Consider the following 19,720-nt stretch of genomic DNA (forward strand, 5'->3'; position numbering starts at 1 on the left):
ATGACCATGGATAACATCGATACCTTTATTGAAAAATTCATCACTGCAGTGGACTTTCAGGAGGCGGTGGAAATCACCCCTGACACCGTCCTCAAGGACTTGCCGGAATGGGATTCCCTGGCAGCACTGGGCGTGATCGTCCTGAGTGATATGGAATACGGCAAAACGATTACTGGCGAACACTTGAAGCAAGTGACCACCGTCAATGACCTCTATCAATTACTGACTTAAGTTGTCGATATGGCCACTTCAACGCTAAAAAATGTACGTTTTGCCGGCATGGCGACCTGCGTGCCCAAGCATGTGGTCCACAACGTCAATGACGTGCCACCGCACCTGCGTTCCGAGCGTGAGCGACTGGTGCGCAATATCGGCATAGAGACGCGCCGGGTATGCCCGGACTGGCAGTGCTTTTCTGATTTAGCCTATGACGCTGCCGACAAACTGCTGAACGACCTGCAATGGTCACGCGACGAAGTGGATGCCTTGATTGTAGTAACGCAATCCCCTGACTACCTGGTACCGGCCACGGCCATCATCCTCCAGGACAGGCTGGGCCTGGCGCATTCCACGATTGCGTTTGACGTCAACCTGGGCTGTTCGGCCTATCCATTCGCCTTGCAGATTCTGGGCAGCATGATTGCTTCAGGAGCCATCAAGAAAGGGCTGATCCTGCTGGGTGACCGATCCAGCTACAAGCACAAGGACCCACTGAAGGATCCCCTATTTTCTGATGCCGGGACAGCGACCGCGCTGGAATACCAGGAAGGTGCGCCACCCATGTACTTTGACCTCAACAGTGATGGCAGTGGTTGCAAGGCGATCATCGTGCCGGTTGGCGGTCATAGAAACCCGTTCCAGCTTGAGCATGGCATTGCCCGCAAAGGAGACGATGGCTTCTGGCGCTCAGACCTGGACCTGATCCTGGATGGCCCCGCCGTGATCAGTTTTTCCACCCAGCGCGTGCCGCCCATGGTGGAAAAGCTGCTTGGATATGCAGATATCCCCAAGGAGGACATCGATTACTTCATCTTCCACCAGGCCAACCGCATGATCAACGAAACCATCCGCAAGAAACTGGGGCTGCCTGAAGAAAAGACCCCTTCCACCCTGCGTGAGTTCGGCAATACCAGCGGCGCCTCATTACCCGTCACCGTCAGCGTACGCCTGCGCGATGCCCTGGTGGCAGGCAAGAAACGTCTGCTCTTCTGCGGTTTTGGTGTAGGCTTGTCCTGGGGCGGCGCAATTGTGGATGTGGAAGATGCCATCTTCCCCGAACTGATTATTTCATGAGTGTAGCGCAGGACCCTTTTTCACTCAGCGGCAAGCGTGTGCTGGTCACGGGAGCTTCTTCCGGCATCGGCCGACAGATTGCCATCACCTGCTCGCAGGTGGGGGCAGAGTTGGTGATCAGCGGGCGCAATCCAGAGCGTTTGCAGGAAACTAAGGCCGCGCTACAGGGGGAAGACCATCTCGCCATCACGGCAGACTTATCGCAGCAGGAAGGCATAGACCAGCTGGTAGCAGTGGCGGACACACTCCATGGCGTGGTGCATGCAGCCGGCATTTCCAAGTTGGTGCCTTTTCGCCTGATCAACAAACAGCACCTAACCGACATCTTCGACAGCAACACATTTGCCCCCATGCTGCTGACCAGGGACTTGCTCGTGAAAAAACGCATTGCCCAGAACGGTTCCATCCTCTTCATATCGGCACTGGCCTCCCACAGCGGGGCCGTGGCAACGGGTGCCTATGCTGCGAGCAAATCGGCCCTGCTAGGCGCAATGCGCAGCCTGGCTATCGAAACCGCTAAACAGGGCATACGTGCCAACTGCATTGCACCAGGCTACGTACGTACGCCCATGCTGGATGGGCTTGCCCAAGGCGGCGCCAACATGGATGAACTGATTGCCCGCACGCCGCTGGGCATCGGTGAACCAGAAGACATTGCCCATGCCGCCGTGTTTTACCTCTCGGATGCCAGCCGTTGCCTCTCGCGTCACTACACCTTTATCGATGGTGGCTTGAGCATCCCGCTGGATATCTACGCATGAGCGCCCAGGCATTTTCACTGCAAGACAAGACCATACTGGTCAATGGCATGGCATCCGGCCTGGGACAAGTCATTGCCCAGGCTTGCAGTCAGCGTGGTGCAAAAGTGCTGCCAGCAGCACAGCCCAGGCAGCCCATCCATGGCCTTGTGCATTGCGTGGATCATGCACTTGAATGCGCAGTGGCTGACTTGAGCGAAGCAGAGTTGACCAGGCTGTTTCATTCGAATGTGGTACAGCCGGTCATGCTGACACAACAATTGCTGCAAACTGACAGCCTGGCGCCCAATGCCTCTATCGTGTTCCTGCTCTCCACCGCCGCCCATATGGGTGCCAAGGGGCAGGGGGCTTATGCCGCCAGCAAGGCTGCCTTGCTGGGCATGATCAAGTGCCTGGCTCTGGAGCAGGCGGCCCAGGGCATACGCGTCAATGGCGTGTCACCACGTGCAGATGAAGCCATCTGGCCTGATGTGGCCAACAGCGTGATTTTCCTGTTGGCTGATGCCAGCCGCTGGATCACGGGCACCAGCTTGCTGATCAATGGCGCTGGCTCGGACTCTGCATCCCGCTCGCAGATGGAAACAGGGGCAGCAGCATGAAAAAACTCTACATCATTGGCGCAGGTGGCTGGGGCAGGGAGGTGCTGATCCTGTTAAGGGACCACGTGGATTGTGGCACAGCCTGGGACATTGCCGGCTTCCTCGATACGCGACCGCACATGCTGGATGGTATTGATTGCGGTGCCCGCATCACGGGTGACCCACTGACGCACCAGCCACAGGCAGATGACTTGTTCGTATGCGCCATCGGCCTGCCCAATGGCAGGCAATCTTTTGCACAGCCTATCCTCGACAAGGGTGGCCATTTTCTCACCTTGCACGATGCCCCACTAGGCTGGATCAGTGTGCGTGTGCAGATCGGCCAGGGTGCTATCCTGTCGCACCGCGTGCAGGTGAGCCCTGATGTGCAGATCGGCGATTTCGCCAACATCCACAGTGCCAGTATCCTCAGCCATGACGTGCGCATTGGGAACTATGCGCAGATTAGCGCCATGGTGTTTATTGGGGGCGGCGCCCAGATCGGCAACAAAGCTATCGTTTATCCCCATGCCACCATCACGCCCGGCATCAAGATAGGTGAGGGAGCCACTGTAGGCGCTGGTGCAGTGGTGATCAAGGATGTGCCACCGGGTGCCACCGTATTTGGCAACCCGGCCAAAGTCATTTTCTAGCTACAGATCATCCAGGAAACGACTGATGCAATCGCGCATGCTCCCGAAATACTACTTGTCGCAGGAAATCTTTGATCGCGAACAGGCCAAGATTTTCCGCAAGGTCTGGCTGTTTGCAGGACTGAGCTCGCTGGTGTCCGAAAACAACGCCTTCATCACGCGCAAGATCGCAGGTATTCCGGTAGTGATCCAGAATTTCAAGGGTGAGCTCAAGGCATTCGAGAATGTCTGCCTGCACCGCAGTGCACCTTTGCAGCAAGGGTTTTGCGGACGCCGCGCATTGGTCTGCCCCTATCATGCCTGGAGCTATGATGAGAATGGCAGCATCAAGCATATCCCTGATTGTGACGCGCTATACCGCTTCAGTGATGCAGAAAAGCAATCGCTCAAACTTCGTGAGTTTGGACTGAAGCAGGTCGGTACGCTGTTGTTCATCAATCTCAGTGATGACCCGATGCCACTGGAAGCCCAGTTTTCGCCCAAGTTTATCGAGCTTCTGACAGATAGCTCCAATCAATATGACACGGAAGTCATGGTTACGACCTGGCATGCCAAGTTCAACTGGAAGCTGGTGTACGAGAACCTGCGTGATCTCAATCATGTGCGCTACATACATCCCAAGAGCCTGGGCCAGGCACTGAAATTCCAGAAACATGAAAGTGATATATTCGTTGATGAGGCAGCTGACCCGTTAGCTGACTTGTCACCCCAAGGCCTGCGCACGGAAATGCGCCGCTTCAGCCATGCCGGGGCAGAAGATGCAGAATATGCCCAATCGCGCCAATACGCCTGGATGAGCATGGTGGAGCCCTGGCAGGGCGTTCACGGCTATTACAATTGGCTGGCATATCCCAACCTGCACATTGCCAGCGGCACTGGCGGATACTCGTTTTCCATCGAGAACCATATCCCTGTCTCCCCTGGAGAGACAGACGTCGAAATCTATTACTTCACGGCAAAAAAGAAGCAGGCTTATGCCACCTCTCATCAAGTGCTGCTCACCCACATGCACTACAGCAAGAAGGTGGTCGGGGAGGATATCGCGATCCTGGAAGCTGTGCAGTCGACCCTGCACCACCATGCATCCATCCCCAGACAAGGCGCTTATGAGACGCAGAACCGCCTGGTGGAACGTTGGTATACCACCTTGATGGAGACCGATCATGAGATCTAGATGGATCGTTGGCGGGGGAGAGTACCTGGACCTGGTATATCACGCGTGGAAGCAGGCCAGCCGGGAAGAGGATGTGCAGAAAATCGAGATTGTGCAAGGCGAGGACTATGAATTCGATTTCTCTATCTTCAAGCAATTGAGCCCCGACAATGGGGATGTCTTCATTGCCGTCGATGACCGCTTTGGTAACTTCAAGCGCATGGAGTTGTTCCGCGCAGCGCTGGAAAGAGGCTTCGTCATGGCATCTCACATCAGCGCCAGTGCCGATGTGGCAAAAGATGTAGGAATAGGGAAAAACGTATTCATCGGTCCACGTGCAGTGATCAACCACGGTTGCAAGGTGGAATACAACAGCGTGATCCATGCCGGTGTGCAGCTCGGAGCCAACAGCCACCTGCGCTCATCCGTGTGGATAGAACCAGGAGTGCAGATTGGCAGCGGGGTCAAGGTGGGGGCACATGCCATCATCCGCACCGGCGCCATCGTGCACAGCAATATCAAAATAGGCAAGGCAGCCGAGCTGGGATGGCCACAAATTTACAGCGCCGATGTAGCAGACAAAACCGTATACGACATCCGTTACGATGAGCCGATATACGTCTACAACCATTAAGCCATCACTCACATGATGACCAGCCAAGCCAAGCCACCCCTCATCTCCGTGATCGTACTGGGCTCCCCAGCGTCCAGTTTTCTCCCACAGGCCCTCGCATCAGTGCATGCGCAAGGGATAGCTGACCTAGAACTCCTGATCGGCAGCAGCGTGACGGAGGCCAGCGGCAGGTATATTGCCTTTCTGGAAACAGATGGTCTGTTTGAACCGGGGGCATTGCAAGCCCGACTGGATTACCTGCAACAGCACCCTGGCACCAGGCTACTCCACAGCCCGGTCAAGCTGATTGATAGGGATGGCAACGATCTGGGCGCAGTGATTTCGCGGCCCAAGGCCATGACATTTGAAGCGGCGATCAACCCCATCCATCTCAGTGGCGTGATGATGGAAACCGCCTTGTTGCGAGAGATCGGTGGCATAGAAATAACTGTTGCGGGATGGCATGCGGGGTGGCTGACATTTGCCCGCGCATTACGCACGGGAGCCATCTCGCAATTCCTTGCCCATGGAGGAGCCAGTCACAGAATCCGGCAAGCCCCCACACTGGCATCGGAACAACAACTTCACAGGGCGGCCATCCGGGATGTACTCGACTGGATGTATGCCGCATCGCCAGATGCATGCACGGCACCGCAATATAGGCAAGGCCTGAGCAGCCCACCCCTTACAGCCGCCAAACGCTTGCGGGACTTATCGTTGTTCACCTGGTGCCTGGTGAGCGGTCATATGCAGGAATGTCGCTTCATGCTGGAAAACGCTGGCCTGGAGGCATTCCTCAATACCTGGCTGGTGGTCTCACTCAAGGAGGAAATCCAGAGGCAGATCGCCCGCCACTACCAGGTCAACCTGCAAGCGCATCCGGGACAATTAGGGGATAACATCAAGGCCAGGATGCTGAGTGATGCGCTTACACTAGGATTACGTGATAAAGCTCCCGCAGTATTGCTGGCCCTGTGTGAATGCCTGGGAATGCCCTATCCGCAGGAGCAGGCCAGCCATCATGAAGATCATGCTGCTGTTACGTCAGAGACTGCCATACCAGCCGGGCTACGTCCTTTCATATTGATCACAACATTTCGCAGCCATGGGCCCGCAACAGAAGTCAGCAACTGTAGAGAAATCCTGCTGGGAAATTGCAGCAACCCTTTGATCTACCAGGTACACGTCCTGCTCGAAGGGCCGATCGACAAGCTGGAACATGGCCTGCAAGCCTCGCAACTCATCGCGCTACGCCGCTTTGTTGAATCGGGCAAACTGGTGTTCTTGCCTCTCTCGTCACGCCCGCATTACCTTGCCCTGTTCACATACGCCAATGCCCTGGGGCAGGTCACGGCAGCCGTAGTCAATGCCGACATCGTGCTTACTGCACAGGCAGTCCATGACATCCAGCTTGGGCGCCTTGCGGACGGACATCCCGTGTATGCACTCACGCGCTGGAACCGGACAGCAACGGGCGACTTCTTGCAGGGCATGCAGGCACACCCACCCTGGCCAACATGGCCACCTGATGGACGCAGCCATTTTGAGCGACACTGCCTGTCTTACGACACCTATGTGTTTGATACACCTGTCACCGTGCCAGATGCCCTGGCTGACATATCTGTTGCCACCTATGGCTGCGATACGGCGCTGGCAGCCATCCTGCGCACGGAAGGCAATGTGGTGAGAAATCCATGCCTCTCGGTGCGGACCGTACACATTGACGAGAAAATGCGTGACTATATTGGTGAACAGGGCCAACAAGACCTGTGCACCAATATCCAGGCTTTTGCCAAGGTGATATTGGACAGGTATGGATCGCATCCATCCTATGGCGACAGCTTGCAACAGCTACACTTGTTGAACAAGCAAACGGCATGGCTGGGAGGCCCGGGTAATGCCGATGTCATGCATACCATGTTCCTCAACCTGGGTGCCAGTCCCTGGATGAAACTGGGGAAATACCCGGCTTTTTCTGCAATTAAAATCACTATCCCCCATGGTAACCTTGATCTTGTGGCGGCAGAGCTGGCACAAGTGCCCGATGCCATTGAGCATAATCTGTTCATCCACTGGGAGCTGTACGGCTTCCCCCAGGGCGGCCATATCGCTGACCTGCTGGTCAACCATCCCCAGTTTGAAGCCATCGGCTACCCACTGTTTCGTTATCAGTGGCAGAGCATGGTGCATAGGGATATCGCCAGTGAAGAGGCGCAACAAGTAATAGATAGCCTGGGCCAGATGGTGGCTGAGGTCTTGCACCAATAGCGGATTTTATTTCTATCGAATAACTATGATTGCCGTTTGCCAATAAACTGTCATGAACTCTACTCTTCGTATTCCTGTGCACATGCTCGGCCAATCGGGCTGCCGATTGGACTTTCCCGGCTGCACGGTCTATGTAGACCCCTATCTCTCGAACTCGGTCAAAGAGCTGGATGCGCCTGACCTGGAACGACTGCTGCCCATCCCCATGCTCCCGGAAGAAGTCCAGGATGCGGATTGGGTGCTGATCACGCATGCGCACATTGATCATTGCGACCCACACACCTTGCCCAAGCTGGCAGCCGCATCGCCGCAGGCACGGTTTGTCGGGCCTGCTCCCGTCATTCAGCTACTGGCAGAATGGGGTATTGCTGATGACCGCTTATTGCTTGCCGAGCAAACCTGGAGGGAGTTGAATGCTGGAGGACTACGCCTACATGCCATCCCGGCAGCGCATCCTGAGCTGGTGCGGGACAAAGCAGGCAACCTGGCCTGTGTGGGCTTTGTGCTGGAGTACGCCGGGCAAAAGCTCTATGTCGCCGGCGATACCATGGTCAAGCAGGAGATCATTGATGCCCTGACCCAGCTTGCGCCAATACACACTGCGTTCCTGCCGGTGAATGAACATAATTTCTTCCGGGGCAGGCGCGGCATCATCGGCAATATGTCGATACGTGAAGCCTTCCAGTTTGGCCAGGAGATTGGCGTGCGCCAGGTGGTAACGGTGCACTGGGACATGTTTGCCATCAATGCGGTAGACCCGGATGAAATCCGCCTGCTGTACCAGAAGCTGAATCCTGGGTTTGACCTGCTGCTGCGCCCGACCAGCATCAATTTGGGCCAGGTACGCGCCAGCATCATCATCCGCACCCTGAACGAAGCCCGGCATCTGGCATCCGTGCTACAAAGCATTGCCAGTCAGGCACTCCCCGACTGGGGACATGAAGTGATAGTAGTGGATTCAGGATCTAGCGATGGCACTCTGCAGATTGCCGAGCAGCATGGCTGCCGCATCCTGCATATCTCGCGTGAGGAGTTCTCGTTTGGTCGCTCGCTGAACCGCGGATGCGACGCTGCCATGGGCGATATCCTGGTCTTCATCAGCGGCCACTGCGTGCCGACTGATACGCATTGGCTGCACACGTTATGCCAGCCGATACTGGAACAGCGTGCGGATTATGTCTATGGCCGACAGTTGGGGGGAGACAGCAGCCACTTCAGTGAGAAGCGTATTTTTGCCAAGTATTTTCCGCCCACCTCGGCGGTGCCGCAAGCCGGTTTTTTCTGCAATAACGCCAATGCCGCGCTATCCCGCAAGGCCTGGCAACAATACCGCTTTGACGAAGAGCTGACCGGGCTGGAAGATATGGACCTGGCGCAAAAGCTGGCCAGGGATGGTGGCAAGGTGGGGTATATTGCCGAAGCAGGGGTATACCATCATCATGATGAACACTGGTCGCAAGTGCGGCGGCGCTTTGAGCGCGAGGCGATTGCCTTGCAGAGAATCATGCCGCAACTGCATGTGGGCCTGCTGGATACCGTACGCTATATCTTCAGCAGCGTCCGCAAGGATGTACGGCAAGCCTGGCGTGATGGTACTAAAATCAGCCTCTTGGATGTTTTCCGTTACCGGCTGAACCAGTACTGGGGCGCCTATAAAGGCAACCATGAGCACAGGCGCATGTCACGTGCCGAAAAAGAAAAATACTTTTACCCTCAATAATTTTTGTGTGAGCCAATGAACATGAGCAACCCCAAGCCACGCATCGTCGCGTTGCTACCGATGAAAGCCAATAGCGTACGCGTCAAGGGCAAGAATTTCCGTGAATTCTGCGGAAAGCCGCTGTTCCGCTGGATTCTGGACACATTGCTGTCCGTCGATGAAATTGACGAGATCATCATCAACACCGACGCACGCGATATCCTTGCCGAGAATGGCCTGGTGGATGGTGGCAAGATCCGCATCCGTGACCGCAAACCCGACATCTGCGGCGACCTGGTCAGCATGAACCTGGTGCTAGCAGATGATATCGCCGCTATTCCAGCTGATATCTACCTGATGACCCACACCACCAACCCGCTGATGTCTGCAGACACCATACGCCAGGCACTGGCAGCCTATCAGGCAAAGCTGGCAAGCGGGGAGGCAGACTCGCTGTTTACCGTGGACAAGATCCAGACGCGCTTCTACCGTGCTGATGGCAGCGCAGTCAACCATGACCCGGACAACCTGATCCGTACCCAGGACCTGGAACCCTGGTTTGAGGAAAACTCCAATCTTTACCTGTTCACAGCGGAAGGCTTTGCCAAGACCCAGGCCCGTATCGGCAAAAAACCGATGATGTATGAAGGACCGCGTATTGAATCGATTGATATCGACGATCAGGAAGACTGGGAGTTTGCCGTGATTGCCACCCATTACCTGCAAAGCCAGAAAGCGGGTGCCCAATGAAAATCCTGGTGACCTGCCCGCCCATGCTGGGCATGATAGACGCCTTCCGTCCACGCTTTGCTCAATATGGCGTGGAGCTGACCGCGGCCAAGGTGGTGCAGACCTTATCGGTGGAAGAACTGAAAGACATCGTGCCTCAGCATGACGGCTGGATCATCGGCGATGACCCAGCCACGCGCGAGGTGTTCCTGGCTGGACAGGCGGGCAAGCTGAAGGCTGCCGTCAAATGGGGCATAGGCGTCGATAACGTCGATTTTGCCGCCTGCAAGGAACTGGGCATCCCCATTACCAACACCCCCAATATGTTTGGCGGCGAAGTTGCTGACATTGCGGTGGGTTATGTGATTGCCCTGGCGCGCGAAACCTTCCAGATTGATGCCGCTGTCAAACAAGGCCAATGGCCCAAGCCGCGCGGCATTTCGCTGGCAGGCAAAACCGTGGCACTGGTCGGCTTTGGGGATATTGGCAAACACACTGCCCGCCGCCTGCTGGCCACAGACATGCAAGTGATTGCTTACGACCCCAGCGCCGCTGATGCACCTGAACTGACCTCGGTGCAACGCGCCACCTGGCCTGAGCGCCTGCCAGAAGCGGACTTTATCGTGATCACCTGCGCGCTGACCGCCAGCAGCCGCCACATGCTGAATGTAGACACACTGGCACAGGCCAAGGATGGCGTGAGAATTGTGAACGTCGGACGCGGGCCGATTATTGACGAACCCGCGCTGGAGGCCGCCCTGCAGTCCGGCAAGGTCTATTCCGCCGCGCTGGATGTGTTTGAAACGGAGCCATTGCCCTCGACCTCCTCATTGCGTTCCCATCCCCGCTGCATTTTCGGCTCACACAATGCCTCCAACACCGCTGACGCGGTGGTACGCACCAGTGAAATCGCCATCGACAAGCTGATGGGCTTCCTGGGAGTCAAGACACCATGACTGCCGCGCCGCAGCGCCATGTGCTGATCACGGGAGCCGCTGGCGGCATCGGCCGTGCGCTGGTGGAGACTTTCCACAACGATGGCTACCACGTGATTGCCACCGATATCGGCCCACAGCCTGCATGGTTAGCCAGTGATGACACCTGGTTGAGTGCAGATCTGGTGCGCGTAGTAAGGGAGCCGGACTACGCCGCCAACTTTCTTGTGGAAGTACGCACAGCGTTACAGCAATCCGCCTTGCACAGCCTGGTGAACAATGCCGCCATCCAGATCCTGGCCGGTACCGCTGAACTGAGTGATGCGGATTGGCAAACCACGCTGGATGTCAACCTGAGTGCCCCATTTCTGCTGATCAAACACCTGTTGCCAGAACTGGAAGCAGCGCGGGGGGCGGTGGTCAATATCAGCAGCATTCATGCAGCACAAACCAAACAGCGTTTCGTGGCCTATGCCACCAGCAAGGCCGCCTTGAGTGGCATGACCCGCGCCCTGGCCGTGGACCTGGGTGAGCGCATCCGGGTCAACGCGATAGAACCTGCCGCCATCGATACCGAAATGTTGAAGGCAGGTTTCAGCGACAACCCCGAAGGACTGGTTGCATTACAGCAATACCACCCGGTAGGCCATATCGGGCAGCAGGAAGAAGTGGCCAGACTGGCGCTGATGTTGTGCAGCGACATCTTGCCCTTTGCCAATGGCAGCTGCATTGCATTGGATGGTGGTATTCGTGGCAGGTTGCATGACCCGGATTGAGGCCTTGAAATGACGATGACCCATATTGTGTGCCTGCCGGACCTGTTCAAGGGCAAGTTTTCCCGCCAGCACGGTATATTTGACCTGATGCGTGAGCCCATTCTCCAGGGTTGTGGCATCCATATTGGCTACTCGCCCTCAGTCAAGAAAAACCCGACAGGATTGGCAGGATTTAACCTCGAAACATTTCTGGCCCTTGCCAGTGATGCGCAGCACAACATGCAACCCTTGCAATGGATCGCCCCCCAGGCATCTGTGGATTACCTGTTTTCCTGCCTGCCTGACAATAGCCTGGTGTTATCGGTGGACATGCCTCCCTGGTTGATCAGCGCCTGTGAAGAACGCGGTTATCACTACATCAACGTCACTACCTCTCCACTACGTTTTGCGCGCGATTTATACATGGCCATCCGCTGCTCGGATGCTGCCATTTTCCAAGGCATCAGCACTTATGCCGTCAAGCGGGAAGAAATCAGGCTCGAAGCCTCCGCATTGGCCGCCAATGTGCGCATGCACAAAACACTGCTGGAAGAAGAGGGCAGCTTTCATTTTGATGATCTTGAGGGCAGCCTGGTCTATATCGGCCAAAGCCCTTATGAATCCTCCCTGCAACTGGCAGATGGTCATATCCTGGTGTGTGATGATTTTGCTGACCAACTGCAAACCCTGAGCCAGGGACACCGCCTGCTTTACAAGGGACATCCACTAGTCGCGGATTTTGCACAGAAGGAACGTGCTGCACTGGCGCGCATTACCGGGCAAGCCGTGCCCCCCTGCATGCAAGGCAGCTATCAACTGCTATCAGCCATCGAAGACCTGGCATTGACCGGCATCACCGCTGAACTGCTGCAAGAGGCCGAATGGTTCGACAAGACAGCCCATATGTTGCACCAACCCGCTGTGCCATTGGGACAGCAGGCAGGGTTCTCCTCACGCCATTATCAGCAGGTACATTTCAGGGACTTCCTCTCGCCCGCGTTCTGGCACCAAGTGCTGACACCGGCACGACCAGCACCTGTAGTGGCCGCTATCCCTGTGGTAGCGCATCACCATGCGCGAGAAACCCTTGATCAATGGGATGACTATTCCGCCGTCCTGACCTGGGGCAGGTCGCTACCCAATGACGCATTCCTGCGTTCAGGTGGGCTCAGCCTGATCCAACGTATTGAATCACTGGAGGAGACCGCCGCGCAGCAACAGCCAACGGATAACGACTTTTGCCAGCACAGAAAGCTGGTCATCCTTGGCAACGGTCCATCGCTTAAAGGCTTTGACCTGCATAGCCTGACAGGTGTTGATACCCTGGGCATGAATGCGGCCTATCGCTACTGGGAACGCGTGAACTGGTACCCGGACCACTATGTGTGCCTGGATGATCAATTGATAGAGACCCATGCCAGTGCGATTCACGACATGATCGTATCAGGCAAGGTGAAAACCGCTTTCCTGATCGCCAAGATATTGAACGACTACCCAGACTTGCGTGGTAGGAAGAATGTGTTTTTCCTGGAAGGGTTCAAGAACTCATCCCGCAAGAGCGCCTATTTACGCGGGATCAGGATACAGTCTTCGCTCCCGTTCAAGGGCACCACCTCGCTGGAACACACCACGGGCGCATTTGCTGTCCGCTATGGCGCCCACCTGGGTTATGAAGAGATTGCGATCCTGGGCGTGGATTTACGGTACGTGGAAATCCTGCCCGAAGCCAAGCATGCAGGTGACATCAAGCTCATCATGACTGACACGCCCAAGCACAACCCCAATTACTTCTTTGACGATTACCAGCAGGCAGGCGATAAATACAATATCCCCAACCCGAGCTGGAACCTGCACGTAGGCGCATTCAAGCGCGTGGCAGCAGACAAGGAGGCTTACGCCTGGAACACGCGGATTGTAAACGCCAACCCCCAGTCCGTGTTGTTCGATGAAGCCATCTTTCCCTTTGTTTCAATTCAAGCATTCCTGGAAAAATAAATGCGCCGCTCAATCAAGGCAGGAACAGCTTTTCATCTGAGTCTATCCGGCAAGAGGCACTAAACGCATGTCACAGATAGCCTATCCCCGTTTGTTAGTGGTTGACCCAACCCCATTCGGGCTGATGTGTGCCACCAGCCAGTTGAGGCAGGTATTTATTGAAGGCTGGCCGCAAGATCATGTGTTGCAGGTGTGGTATGAAGATGAAGTTGCACAGCCCTTGCACACCATGACACCTGGGCAATCTTTCAAGGAGAGTGCCAGCCGTGCCTGCTCCCCAGAAGCTGTCCAGGAAGCATGCATCCGCTTCAAGCCTGACGTGATTTATTTCCGGCCAGTGGAGTCCGGCACCTTGCTGGGATTTGTGGAGCGCCTGCTGGAGAAGCTTCCCGTCTCGCTGATCGTGCATATGATGGATGACTGGCCAGAGCGCCTGCGCATCCAGAACCCTGCGCGATTTCCCTGGTTTGATGCAGGTTTGCGACGCATCCTGGCAAAAAGCCAGCGGCGATTGAGCATAGGCACGACCATGTCCCGGGCTTATGCATCGCGCTACGGCGGTTACTGGCTGCCCCTAGCCAATGGCGTGGCGTTATCAGACTTCACGCAATACCAGCCCAAGACCTACACCCTGCCAACCGCAGCATCGCCGTTCATCATCCGCTATATGGGATCGCTGGCAGAGGACATGACCTACGACAGTGTCCGGGATGTCGCCGAGGCAGTCACCTCATTACAGGGCGAGTGCGCAGTCCGCCTTGAAATCTACACCGGAGAAAAATGGTTTGAACAGGCACTGGATGCTATGGGGAGCTGGGCTGGGGTATCTGTGCTGCCCCAGGTAGATGCAGATGCTTACCATCGCACCTTGAGCGAGGCAGATGCCCTCCTGATTGCCTATAACTTTGATGCCACCAGTATCAGATATACGGGCTTGTCGATTGCCAACAAAATGCCGGAGTGTCTGGCCTCTGGTACGCCAGTACTGGCTTATGGGCCAGCTGGTAGCGCCACCATGGCCTATTTGCGTGATGCCGGATGTGCAGCGCTTGTCACCGACCGGGCGCCTGGCAAGTTAAGAGATGCCATTCAGGCGCTGGTGATGGCGCCTGAAGAGAGACAAGCACTGGCAGCCAAGGCACAGGCACATGCGGCCGACCACCTATCACGACAAGTAGTGCAAGAAAATTTCCGGCAATATGTTTCCCCTCGGCAGTTTGCGGCAGGGCATCTGCTGGTCGGGCCTTTCGAGAGAAAGCAATCCGCCCATTATGACGAAACGCAATCAATCGCCCATCTGCTGGCCGGGGCATATCGCCCTGGTAGCACCATGATCGATGTCGGTGCGCATGTGGGCTCCGCATTCCGGCCTTTCCTGAATAAAGGATGGCATATCTACGCGTTTGAGCCGGATGACACCAACCGGAGCAAGTTGCTGGAATGGTTGTCCTGCCATGTCAGCAGGCACCTGGTGACACTGGATACACGCTGTGTGAGTAACACCACGCAGCATGACCTGTCGTTTTACCGATCAGAACAAAGTTCGGGGATCAGCGGACTGTCAGCCTTTCATGAGTCCCACACAGAGGCCCAGCGGGTGAGTAGTGTCACGCTAAGCGACTTTTTTGCAGGCGGTGCCATCCCGGACATTGATTTCCTGAAAATCGATACCGAAGGACACGACCTTTTCGTGCTGCAAGGCTTCCCGTGGGACCAGACCAGACCTGACGTGATCGAATGCGAATTCGAGAATGCCAAGACCGTCTCGCTAGGGTATGACTTTCATGACCTGGCGCAATTCCTGGTGGACAAAGGCTACACGGTATATGTCAGTGAATGGCACCCCATCCTGCAATATGGCACGCGCCATGACTGGCACTGCCTGGCGAAATATCCCTATGCCCTACAGGATGAAGCATCCTGGGGCAACTTGCTGGCGTTCCGTGACCCGGTGGATGAACTCGCCCTCGCAGCCGCCGTCAGCAACCTGGTTCGCCTGTCTCCGCGCGAATCCTCATCGCTGGGCTTTGTGTCGCAATTGCTCAACCTTGATGGCCTGCCACTTGAGGTGCTGGATGATAAATTTGACGTGACCTGGTATCAGCAACGCAAGATTTTTGAAGAAAAAGCCTCATTGCTTTACCGCTTTATTGCTGACGAAGGGTTTACCCAGTTTGTCGATGTCGGTGCCAATGTCGGCTTTATCTCTATCCTGGCCCGGCTTGCTGCCCTCAGGCTGAATGTGGTTGCGCTGGAACCAGACCCGCGCCTGGTTGAGCTTATGCATCGCAATATTGCCCGGCTTGGACTCAAGAACATTGAAGTGATTAATGCCATTGTTGGTGCGGAGTCACGCCCCGATACCTCTTTCAGCCTCAATCCGCACAGCAGCCTGGATAATCGCGTCAATGTCAGTGGATGGCATAAAACGCTGCTGCCTATGGTACGGCTGGACCAGGTGCTGCATGACAGAGGCATCACGGGGAAAACATTTTTCAAGATTGATGTCCAGGGCTTTGAACATATGGTGTTGCGCGGCTGTGAACCATGGTTGCGCGCGCATCAGGACTGGGTCATCAAGATGGAATTTGCGCCAGGCCTGCTACGTTCACAAGGGGCAGACCCGCTAGCCTTGCTTGCCTGGCTGCAGGATGACTGCGGTTTTGCAGTCACCGAGCTCAGCGAGCGGATTCCCTATGGCACCACCGAGTTGGAATCATTGTTTGCCTACCCATTGCAGAAGGAGCAGAGGACAGCTTTTGTGTCCTATGTCACCTCCCTCAACCGGGGTGAGCTAGGCGGCCAGGTGGATGTATTGATTCGCCCAGGCCGGAAACATTGAGCTGATAGTCGGGCGCTATAAACCATGATGACACTGAACCATATGCCACCCGCAGCCCGGAAAGAACCTTCTGTGCGTGAGCCCTACCCTGTATGCGCCTCTCCATACACAGCCTATGTGAGGGATGTGCCTACACGCAGGACCAAGAGGCAGATCGCCTTGTTTTCTTGCCTGGAATGCCAGAGTTTCTGGAATCCCTCCGGCTATGTCGAAGATGTAGCCCAACTTGAAAAAGACCTGGCCTGGGGCTTGTCGGTTGAAAGCAGGAACAAGGCAGCCGCTGTCACCCTGTTCAACACACTATTGTCCCTGGGCGTTGAGTTTCAATCCATTGCCGAAATAGGCTGTGGCATAGACACATTATTGTCGGTCGCCAAGCAGCTCGGATATGAAACCATAGGGTTTGATGTCAATGCACTTGCCATTGAGCATGCCACTGTGGCGCATGGGCTGGAAGCCTACTCTGTGCTGTGGTCAGCTGAAACACCCACCAGGAAAATTGATTTGTACCTGTCGATATCGGTGCTGGAACACATCGAACGACCAAGGGAGTTGATTAGGAATCTCTGTGAAGCCGCGCTTAGGCATCATGCCACACTATTTATCAGTGTGCCCTTCCTGGAAAAAGCACACTGGAAGTTTATGCTGGCACCTGACCCATTTACACCCGGCACCCCATTTTTTGACAATGACGTGCACGTCACCCATTTTTCCATCAAAGGCCTGATGCAGGCGATGGCCGATTTTGGCTGCCACAACACGACTTACATCCAGGCCGGATTATGGAATGGCGTTTTGTTCACCCCGCCCCAAGCTGATCACTCCGGGACAACCAGTGCATAGCAGAAGGACAGATCAGCCAAGGCCAGCTCAAGATTGCATATGAAATATATAAGGCGATAAATGATGGCACAGTTGAAAATTCATGTTTGATATCATCCGCAAAACCGATTATTGGGCAGCCCTGGATGACCCTCAGGTATTCTCGCGGCTGGGAGGATTTACCCTCAAGGCACTGGATGGCTTGAAGCACATCCAGGATGCCTGGTCACTGCATCAATTGCTCCCACTACGCAATCTGCGGATCATTGAAATAGGCGGAGGAGTCAGCCGCGTATTGCCTGCGCTGGATGCAAGCAATGAACGCTGGAACCTGGACGAATTCCTCGGCGATGGCAATGGCGTAACAGCACCGGTGGAGCTTGAAGGATGCAAGTTGTTGCGCAAAAAACTGGGCGACTTTTCGCCCGAGCTACCAGACGCTTACTTTGATCTGGCATTCAGCATTTCCGTCATTGAGCACATTCCTGCAGAGGCCTTGCCTGATTTTTTTGCAGATCATGCACGCATCATGAAACCAGGAGGAATGGCCTACCATGCGATAGACATTTATGTCGGGGATGAAGGCAGACCAGAGCTTGAAGATAGTATAGACCTCTATTTGAACAGCATACGTAACCATGGCTTCGTTTTTGTCTCCCCTCCGGCATTGGCTCGTCCCGCCTCTTTCCGCTGCGAGATGGCATCCAATTCCGATTGGGGTATGTGGCGCTGGAACAAAAACGTGCCTGCGTTACAAGACATGCGGCGCATATCTCAATCTGTCAGCATTGCCATGATGATCCAGAAAGCCTTCTAAGCCATGTTCACTGCCAGCAAAAAATTGGTTGTCCTTGGCAATGGCCCATCGCTCAAGGGCATTGATTTCCATACATTGCATGGTGTGGATACGCTGGGCATGAATGCGGCATATCGCCACTGGGAAAGAATCCAGTGGTATCCGGACCATTATGTATGCCTCGATGACCAGCTGATTGAAACCCATGCTGATGCCATCCATGACATGATCGTCACCGGCAAGATCAGGACCGCTTTCCTGATCAGCAAGATACTGGATTTTCACCCAGACCTACGCGACAGGGAGAACGTTTTCTTTCTGGAAAGCTTCAATCCAGTGCGGCAAAAACGCGTGGCCGAGCGTGGCATCCCGTTTATCTACTCGGTGCCATTCCAGGAATCCGACGCCAGCAAGGTCACCACCGGGGCCTATGCCGTGCGTTACGGCGCCCATCTTGGCTACAGCGAGATCACCATCCTGGGCGTGGATTTGCGTTACGTTGAAATAATCCCCGAGGCGCGGCAGGCAGACGGCATCAAGCTGGTGATGGCTGAAACACCCCAGCACAACCCAAATTACTTTTTTGATGATTACCAGCAGGCGGGAGACAAATTCAACGTGCCCAACCCGGCATCGCATGGAGTCAACCTGCACGTGACTGCATTTGAAGTGGTGGCCAATGACCGCGAGCAATTTGGCTGGGGCACCCGCTTATTCAACTCGAATGCAGAATCTGTGTTGTTTGACGACCAGATATTCCCTTTCATACCCTTAGCGGAATTTATGCAAAAACGCGCCCTGGGTGCGGTGGTGGTGCCAACAACAACAGCAGAACTGGAGCAATTACTGCTCAATATCCAGATATGGGATCAAGCCGCCTTTTTCCCATTGCATGCAGAGTTGTCCAACCATCAAAAACCAGACCTCCTGTTTGCCTTCAGTGGCCAGCATGATGCAGCGATTGCGACCCGATTACGCGATGCCATGGGCGCCACACGCCGCCTGCAACATTGTTTCTCGCTGGTTGATGTGCACTTTATTGGGCTTGATGCCTCGTTGGATTATTACCAGCGCGATTACAGCCAACCGGTGACAGGCAAGGGCTTCAAATCCGGACCAAACGAGCAGTTCTTTACACTGATGGCCATGTGCAGGGATATGGGAGAGTTCATTTTCTATATGGAAAGTGACTGCATTCCCCTGCAGGCAGGCTGGCTGGATCAGTTGATCATGCTGGCAGCCAGCGATCAGGAATCATGGCTGATTGGCAGCTATTATCGCGGGATTGCCAAGCTCAACCCGCGATTCTTCCAGCATCTCAATGGCAATGCACTGTACCGGGTTGGCAATGCAGAATTCATGGCATTTGTCAGGGATTTCTGGCACCCGACACTGCACCACATCATTGACTCCGTTGACCCGCGTATGGCCTACGACTGCGTACTGAGCTATATCTTTACCGATGCTGACCCGGTGCAGGGCAATGACGCATGGCAAGCGTTCCAGCAAATTGGGCATCGGTTCCGCGCAACCGGGCTGATCCAGAATATTTCCGCATCGGCAGATACCGCCCGCGACGATATCCCCCAACTTGTGCATCACATATTGCAACAGCACCCGGAGACATTCCTGTTACACGGCAACGCCTTCATGACACTGGTGCAGAAACATGCCTCTCAAGAGGACATGCAGCAAGACAACAGCCTGTCCTGGACGAGCATCATTGCGCAGGAAACAGGCTGCACTTGATCTCACCATGACTGCATTGCTTGATGAGGCTGCTGCCCGCCGCAATTCGACTATTAACTGGTCTTTATCGCCACTGTTCTGG

Annotated in this window: 17 protein-coding genes; all 17 read left to right on the forward strand. The window is 55.2% G+C overall.

Annotated elements, in window-relative coordinates; translation table 11 throughout:
- Positions 1 to 6: 6 nt before the first annotated feature.
- The 17 genes from LG200_RS13175 to LG200_RS13255 all read left to right on the forward strand — a co-directional run bounded on the left by LG200_RS13175 (position 7) and on the right by LG200_RS13255 (position 19,638).
- Positions 7 to 231: an acyl carrier protein gene (locus tag LG200_RS13175; protein WP_226758085.1), complete on the forward strand. Its 225-nt coding sequence runs from the start codon at positions 7 to 9 to the stop codon at positions 229 to 231.
- 9 nt (positions 232 to 240) lie between these two features.
- Positions 241 to 1,293, forward strand: coding sequence for a ketoacyl-ACP synthase III (locus LG200_RS13180; protein ID WP_226758086.1), 1,053 nt, complete (start codon positions 241 to 243; stop codon positions 1,291 to 1,293).
- On the forward strand, positions 1,290 to 2,054 hold the full coding sequence (locus tag LG200_RS13185; RefSeq protein ID WP_226758087.1) for an SDR family NAD(P)-dependent oxidoreductase: 765 nt from the start codon (positions 1,290 to 1,292) through the stop codon (positions 2,052 to 2,054). Before LG200_RS13180 ends, LG200_RS13185 begins: the two co-directional genes overlap by 4 nt.
- Positions 2,051 to 2,650 carry an SDR family NAD(P)-dependent oxidoreductase gene (locus LG200_RS13190; RefSeq protein ID WP_226758088.1) on the forward strand — a complete coding sequence of 200 codons (600 nt, stop codon included), beginning with the start codon at positions 2,051 to 2,053 and terminating at the stop codon, positions 2,648 to 2,650. The genes LG200_RS13185 and LG200_RS13190 overlap by 4 nt, the downstream gene beginning before the upstream one ends.
- The gene (locus LG200_RS13195; RefSeq protein ID WP_226758089.1) at positions 2,647 to 3,282 is read left to right on the forward strand and encodes a NeuD/PglB/VioB family sugar acetyltransferase; all 636 of its coding nucleotides are present in this window, start codon (positions 2,647 to 2,649) and stop codon (positions 3,280 to 3,282) included. The genes LG200_RS13190 and LG200_RS13195 overlap by 4 nt, the downstream gene beginning before the upstream one ends.
- A gap of 25 nt (positions 3,283 to 3,307) precedes the next feature.
- On the forward strand, positions 3,308 to 4,456 hold the full coding sequence (locus LG200_RS13200; protein WP_226758090.1) for an aromatic ring-hydroxylating oxygenase subunit alpha: 1,149 nt from the start codon (positions 3,308 to 3,310) through the stop codon (positions 4,454 to 4,456).
- Positions 4,446 to 5,069 (forward strand): DapH/DapD/GlmU-related protein, encoded by a 624-nt coding sequence (locus LG200_RS13205; protein WP_226758091.1) that lies wholly within the window; start codon positions 4,446 to 4,448, stop codon positions 5,067 to 5,069. Before LG200_RS13200 ends, LG200_RS13205 begins: the two co-directional genes overlap by 11 nt.
- 12 nt (positions 5,070 to 5,081) lie before the next feature.
- Positions 5,082 to 7,316 carry a glycosyltransferase family protein gene (locus LG200_RS13210; protein WP_226758092.1) on the forward strand — a complete coding sequence of 745 codons (2,235 nt, stop codon included), beginning with the start codon at positions 5,082 to 5,084 and terminating at the stop codon, positions 7,314 to 7,316.
- A gap of 52 nt (positions 7,317 to 7,368) precedes the next feature.
- Positions 7,369 to 9,036, forward strand: a complete 1,668-nt coding sequence (locus tag LG200_RS13215) for an MBL fold metallo-hydrolase (protein ID WP_226758093.1) — start codon at positions 7,369 to 7,371, stop codon at positions 9,034 to 9,036.
- A gap of 21 nt (positions 9,037 to 9,057) precedes the next feature.
- Positions 9,058 to 9,765, forward strand: coding sequence for an acylneuraminate cytidylyltransferase family protein (locus LG200_RS13220; protein ID WP_226758094.1), 708 nt, complete (start codon positions 9,058 to 9,060; stop codon positions 9,763 to 9,765).
- Positions 9,762 to 10,700: a phosphoglycerate dehydrogenase gene (locus tag LG200_RS13225; RefSeq protein WP_226758095.1), complete on the forward strand. Its 939-nt coding sequence runs from the start codon at positions 9,762 to 9,764 to the stop codon at positions 10,698 to 10,700. The genes LG200_RS13220 and LG200_RS13225 overlap by 4 nt, the downstream gene beginning before the upstream one ends.
- Complete coding sequence (locus tag LG200_RS13230; RefSeq protein ID WP_226758096.1) at positions 10,697 to 11,455, forward strand: SDR family NAD(P)-dependent oxidoreductase; 759 nt, start codon at positions 10,697 to 10,699, stop codon at positions 11,453 to 11,455. Before LG200_RS13225 ends, LG200_RS13230 begins: the two co-directional genes overlap by 4 nt.
- A gap of 9 nt (positions 11,456 to 11,464) precedes the next feature.
- Entirely contained in the window at positions 11,465 to 13,429 is a 1,965-nt protein-coding gene (locus LG200_RS13235) for a hypothetical protein (protein ID WP_226758097.1), read from the forward strand.
- A 67-nt stretch (positions 13,430 to 13,496) separates the two neighbouring features.
- Positions 13,497 to 16,271, forward strand: coding sequence for an FkbM family methyltransferase (locus LG200_RS13240; protein WP_226758098.1), 2,775 nt, complete (start codon positions 13,497 to 13,499; stop codon positions 16,269 to 16,271).
- Between the two features lie 24 nt (positions 16,272 to 16,295).
- Positions 16,296 to 17,114: a class I SAM-dependent methyltransferase gene (locus tag LG200_RS13245; RefSeq protein WP_226758099.1), complete on the forward strand. Its 819-nt coding sequence runs from the start codon at positions 16,296 to 16,298 to the stop codon at positions 17,112 to 17,114.
- Between the two features lie 82 nt (positions 17,115 to 17,196).
- Positions 17,197 to 17,910 carry a class I SAM-dependent methyltransferase gene (locus LG200_RS13250; protein ID WP_226758100.1) on the forward strand — a complete coding sequence of 238 codons (714 nt, stop codon included), beginning with the start codon at positions 17,197 to 17,199 and terminating at the stop codon, positions 17,908 to 17,910.
- Between the two features lie 3 nt (positions 17,911 to 17,913).
- Positions 17,914 to 19,638 carry a hypothetical protein gene (locus tag LG200_RS13255; protein WP_226758101.1) on the forward strand — a complete coding sequence of 575 codons (1,725 nt, stop codon included), beginning with the start codon at positions 17,914 to 17,916 and terminating at the stop codon, positions 19,636 to 19,638.
- The last annotated feature ends 82 nt before the right edge of the window (positions 19,639 to 19,720 follow it).

Source organism: Methylobacillus caricis (genome assembly GCF_020532705.1).
GTDB classification, from domain to species: domain Bacteria; phylum Pseudomonadota; class Gammaproteobacteria; order Burkholderiales; family Methylophilaceae; genus Methylobacillus; species Methylobacillus caricis.

What these genes read in the sequence shown, in the direction of transcription:
- LG200_RS13175 (WP_226758085.1), top strand. Translation starts at nt 7, where the DNA reads ATGGATAACATCGATACCTTTATTGAAAAATTCATCACTGCAGTGGAC.
- LG200_RS13180 (WP_226758086.1), top strand. Translation starts at nt 241, where the DNA reads ATGGCCACTTCAACGCTAAAAAATGTACGTTTTGCCGGCATGGCGACC.
- LG200_RS13185 (WP_226758087.1), top strand. Translation starts at nt 1,290, where the DNA reads ATGAGTGTAGCGCAGGACCCTTTTTCACTCAGCGGCAAGCGTGTGCTG.
- LG200_RS13190 (WP_226758088.1), top strand. Translation starts at nt 2,051, where the DNA reads ATGAGCGCCCAGGCATTTTCACTGCAAGACAAGACCATACTGGTCAAT.
- LG200_RS13195 (WP_226758089.1), top strand. Translation starts at nt 2,647, where the DNA reads ATGAAAAAACTCTACATCATTGGCGCAGGTGGCTGGGGCAGGGAGGTG.
- LG200_RS13200 (WP_226758090.1), top strand. Translation starts at nt 3,308, where the DNA reads ATGCAATCGCGCATGCTCCCGAAATACTACTTGTCGCAGGAAATCTTT.
- LG200_RS13205 (WP_226758091.1), top strand. Translation starts at nt 4,446, where the DNA reads ATGAGATCTAGATGGATCGTTGGCGGGGGAGAGTACCTGGACCTGGTA.
- LG200_RS13210 (WP_226758092.1), top strand. Translation starts at nt 5,082, where the DNA reads ATGATGACCAGCCAAGCCAAGCCACCCCTCATCTCCGTGATCGTACTG.
- LG200_RS13215 (WP_226758093.1), top strand. Translation starts at nt 7,369, where the DNA reads ATGAACTCTACTCTTCGTATTCCTGTGCACATGCTCGGCCAATCGGGC.
- LG200_RS13220 (WP_226758094.1), top strand. Translation starts at nt 9,058, where the DNA reads ATGAGCAACCCCAAGCCACGCATCGTCGCGTTGCTACCGATGAAAGCC.
- LG200_RS13225 (WP_226758095.1), top strand. Translation starts at nt 9,762, where the DNA reads ATGAAAATCCTGGTGACCTGCCCGCCCATGCTGGGCATGATAGACGCC.
- LG200_RS13230 (WP_226758096.1), top strand. Translation starts at nt 10,697, where the DNA reads ATGACTGCCGCGCCGCAGCGCCATGTGCTGATCACGGGAGCCGCTGGC.
- LG200_RS13235 (WP_226758097.1), top strand. Translation starts at nt 11,465, where the DNA reads ATGACGATGACCCATATTGTGTGCCTGCCGGACCTGTTCAAGGGCAAG.
- LG200_RS13240 (WP_226758098.1), top strand. Translation starts at nt 13,497, where the DNA reads ATGTCACAGATAGCCTATCCCCGTTTGTTAGTGGTTGACCCAACCCCA.
- LG200_RS13245 (WP_226758099.1), top strand. Translation starts at nt 16,296, where the DNA reads ATGATGACACTGAACCATATGCCACCCGCAGCCCGGAAAGAACCTTCT.
- LG200_RS13250 (WP_226758100.1), top strand. Translation starts at nt 17,197, where the DNA reads ATGTTTGATATCATCCGCAAAACCGATTATTGGGCAGCCCTGGATGAC.
- LG200_RS13255 (WP_226758101.1), top strand. Translation starts at nt 17,914, where the DNA reads ATGTTCACTGCCAGCAAAAAATTGGTTGTCCTTGGCAATGGCCCATCG.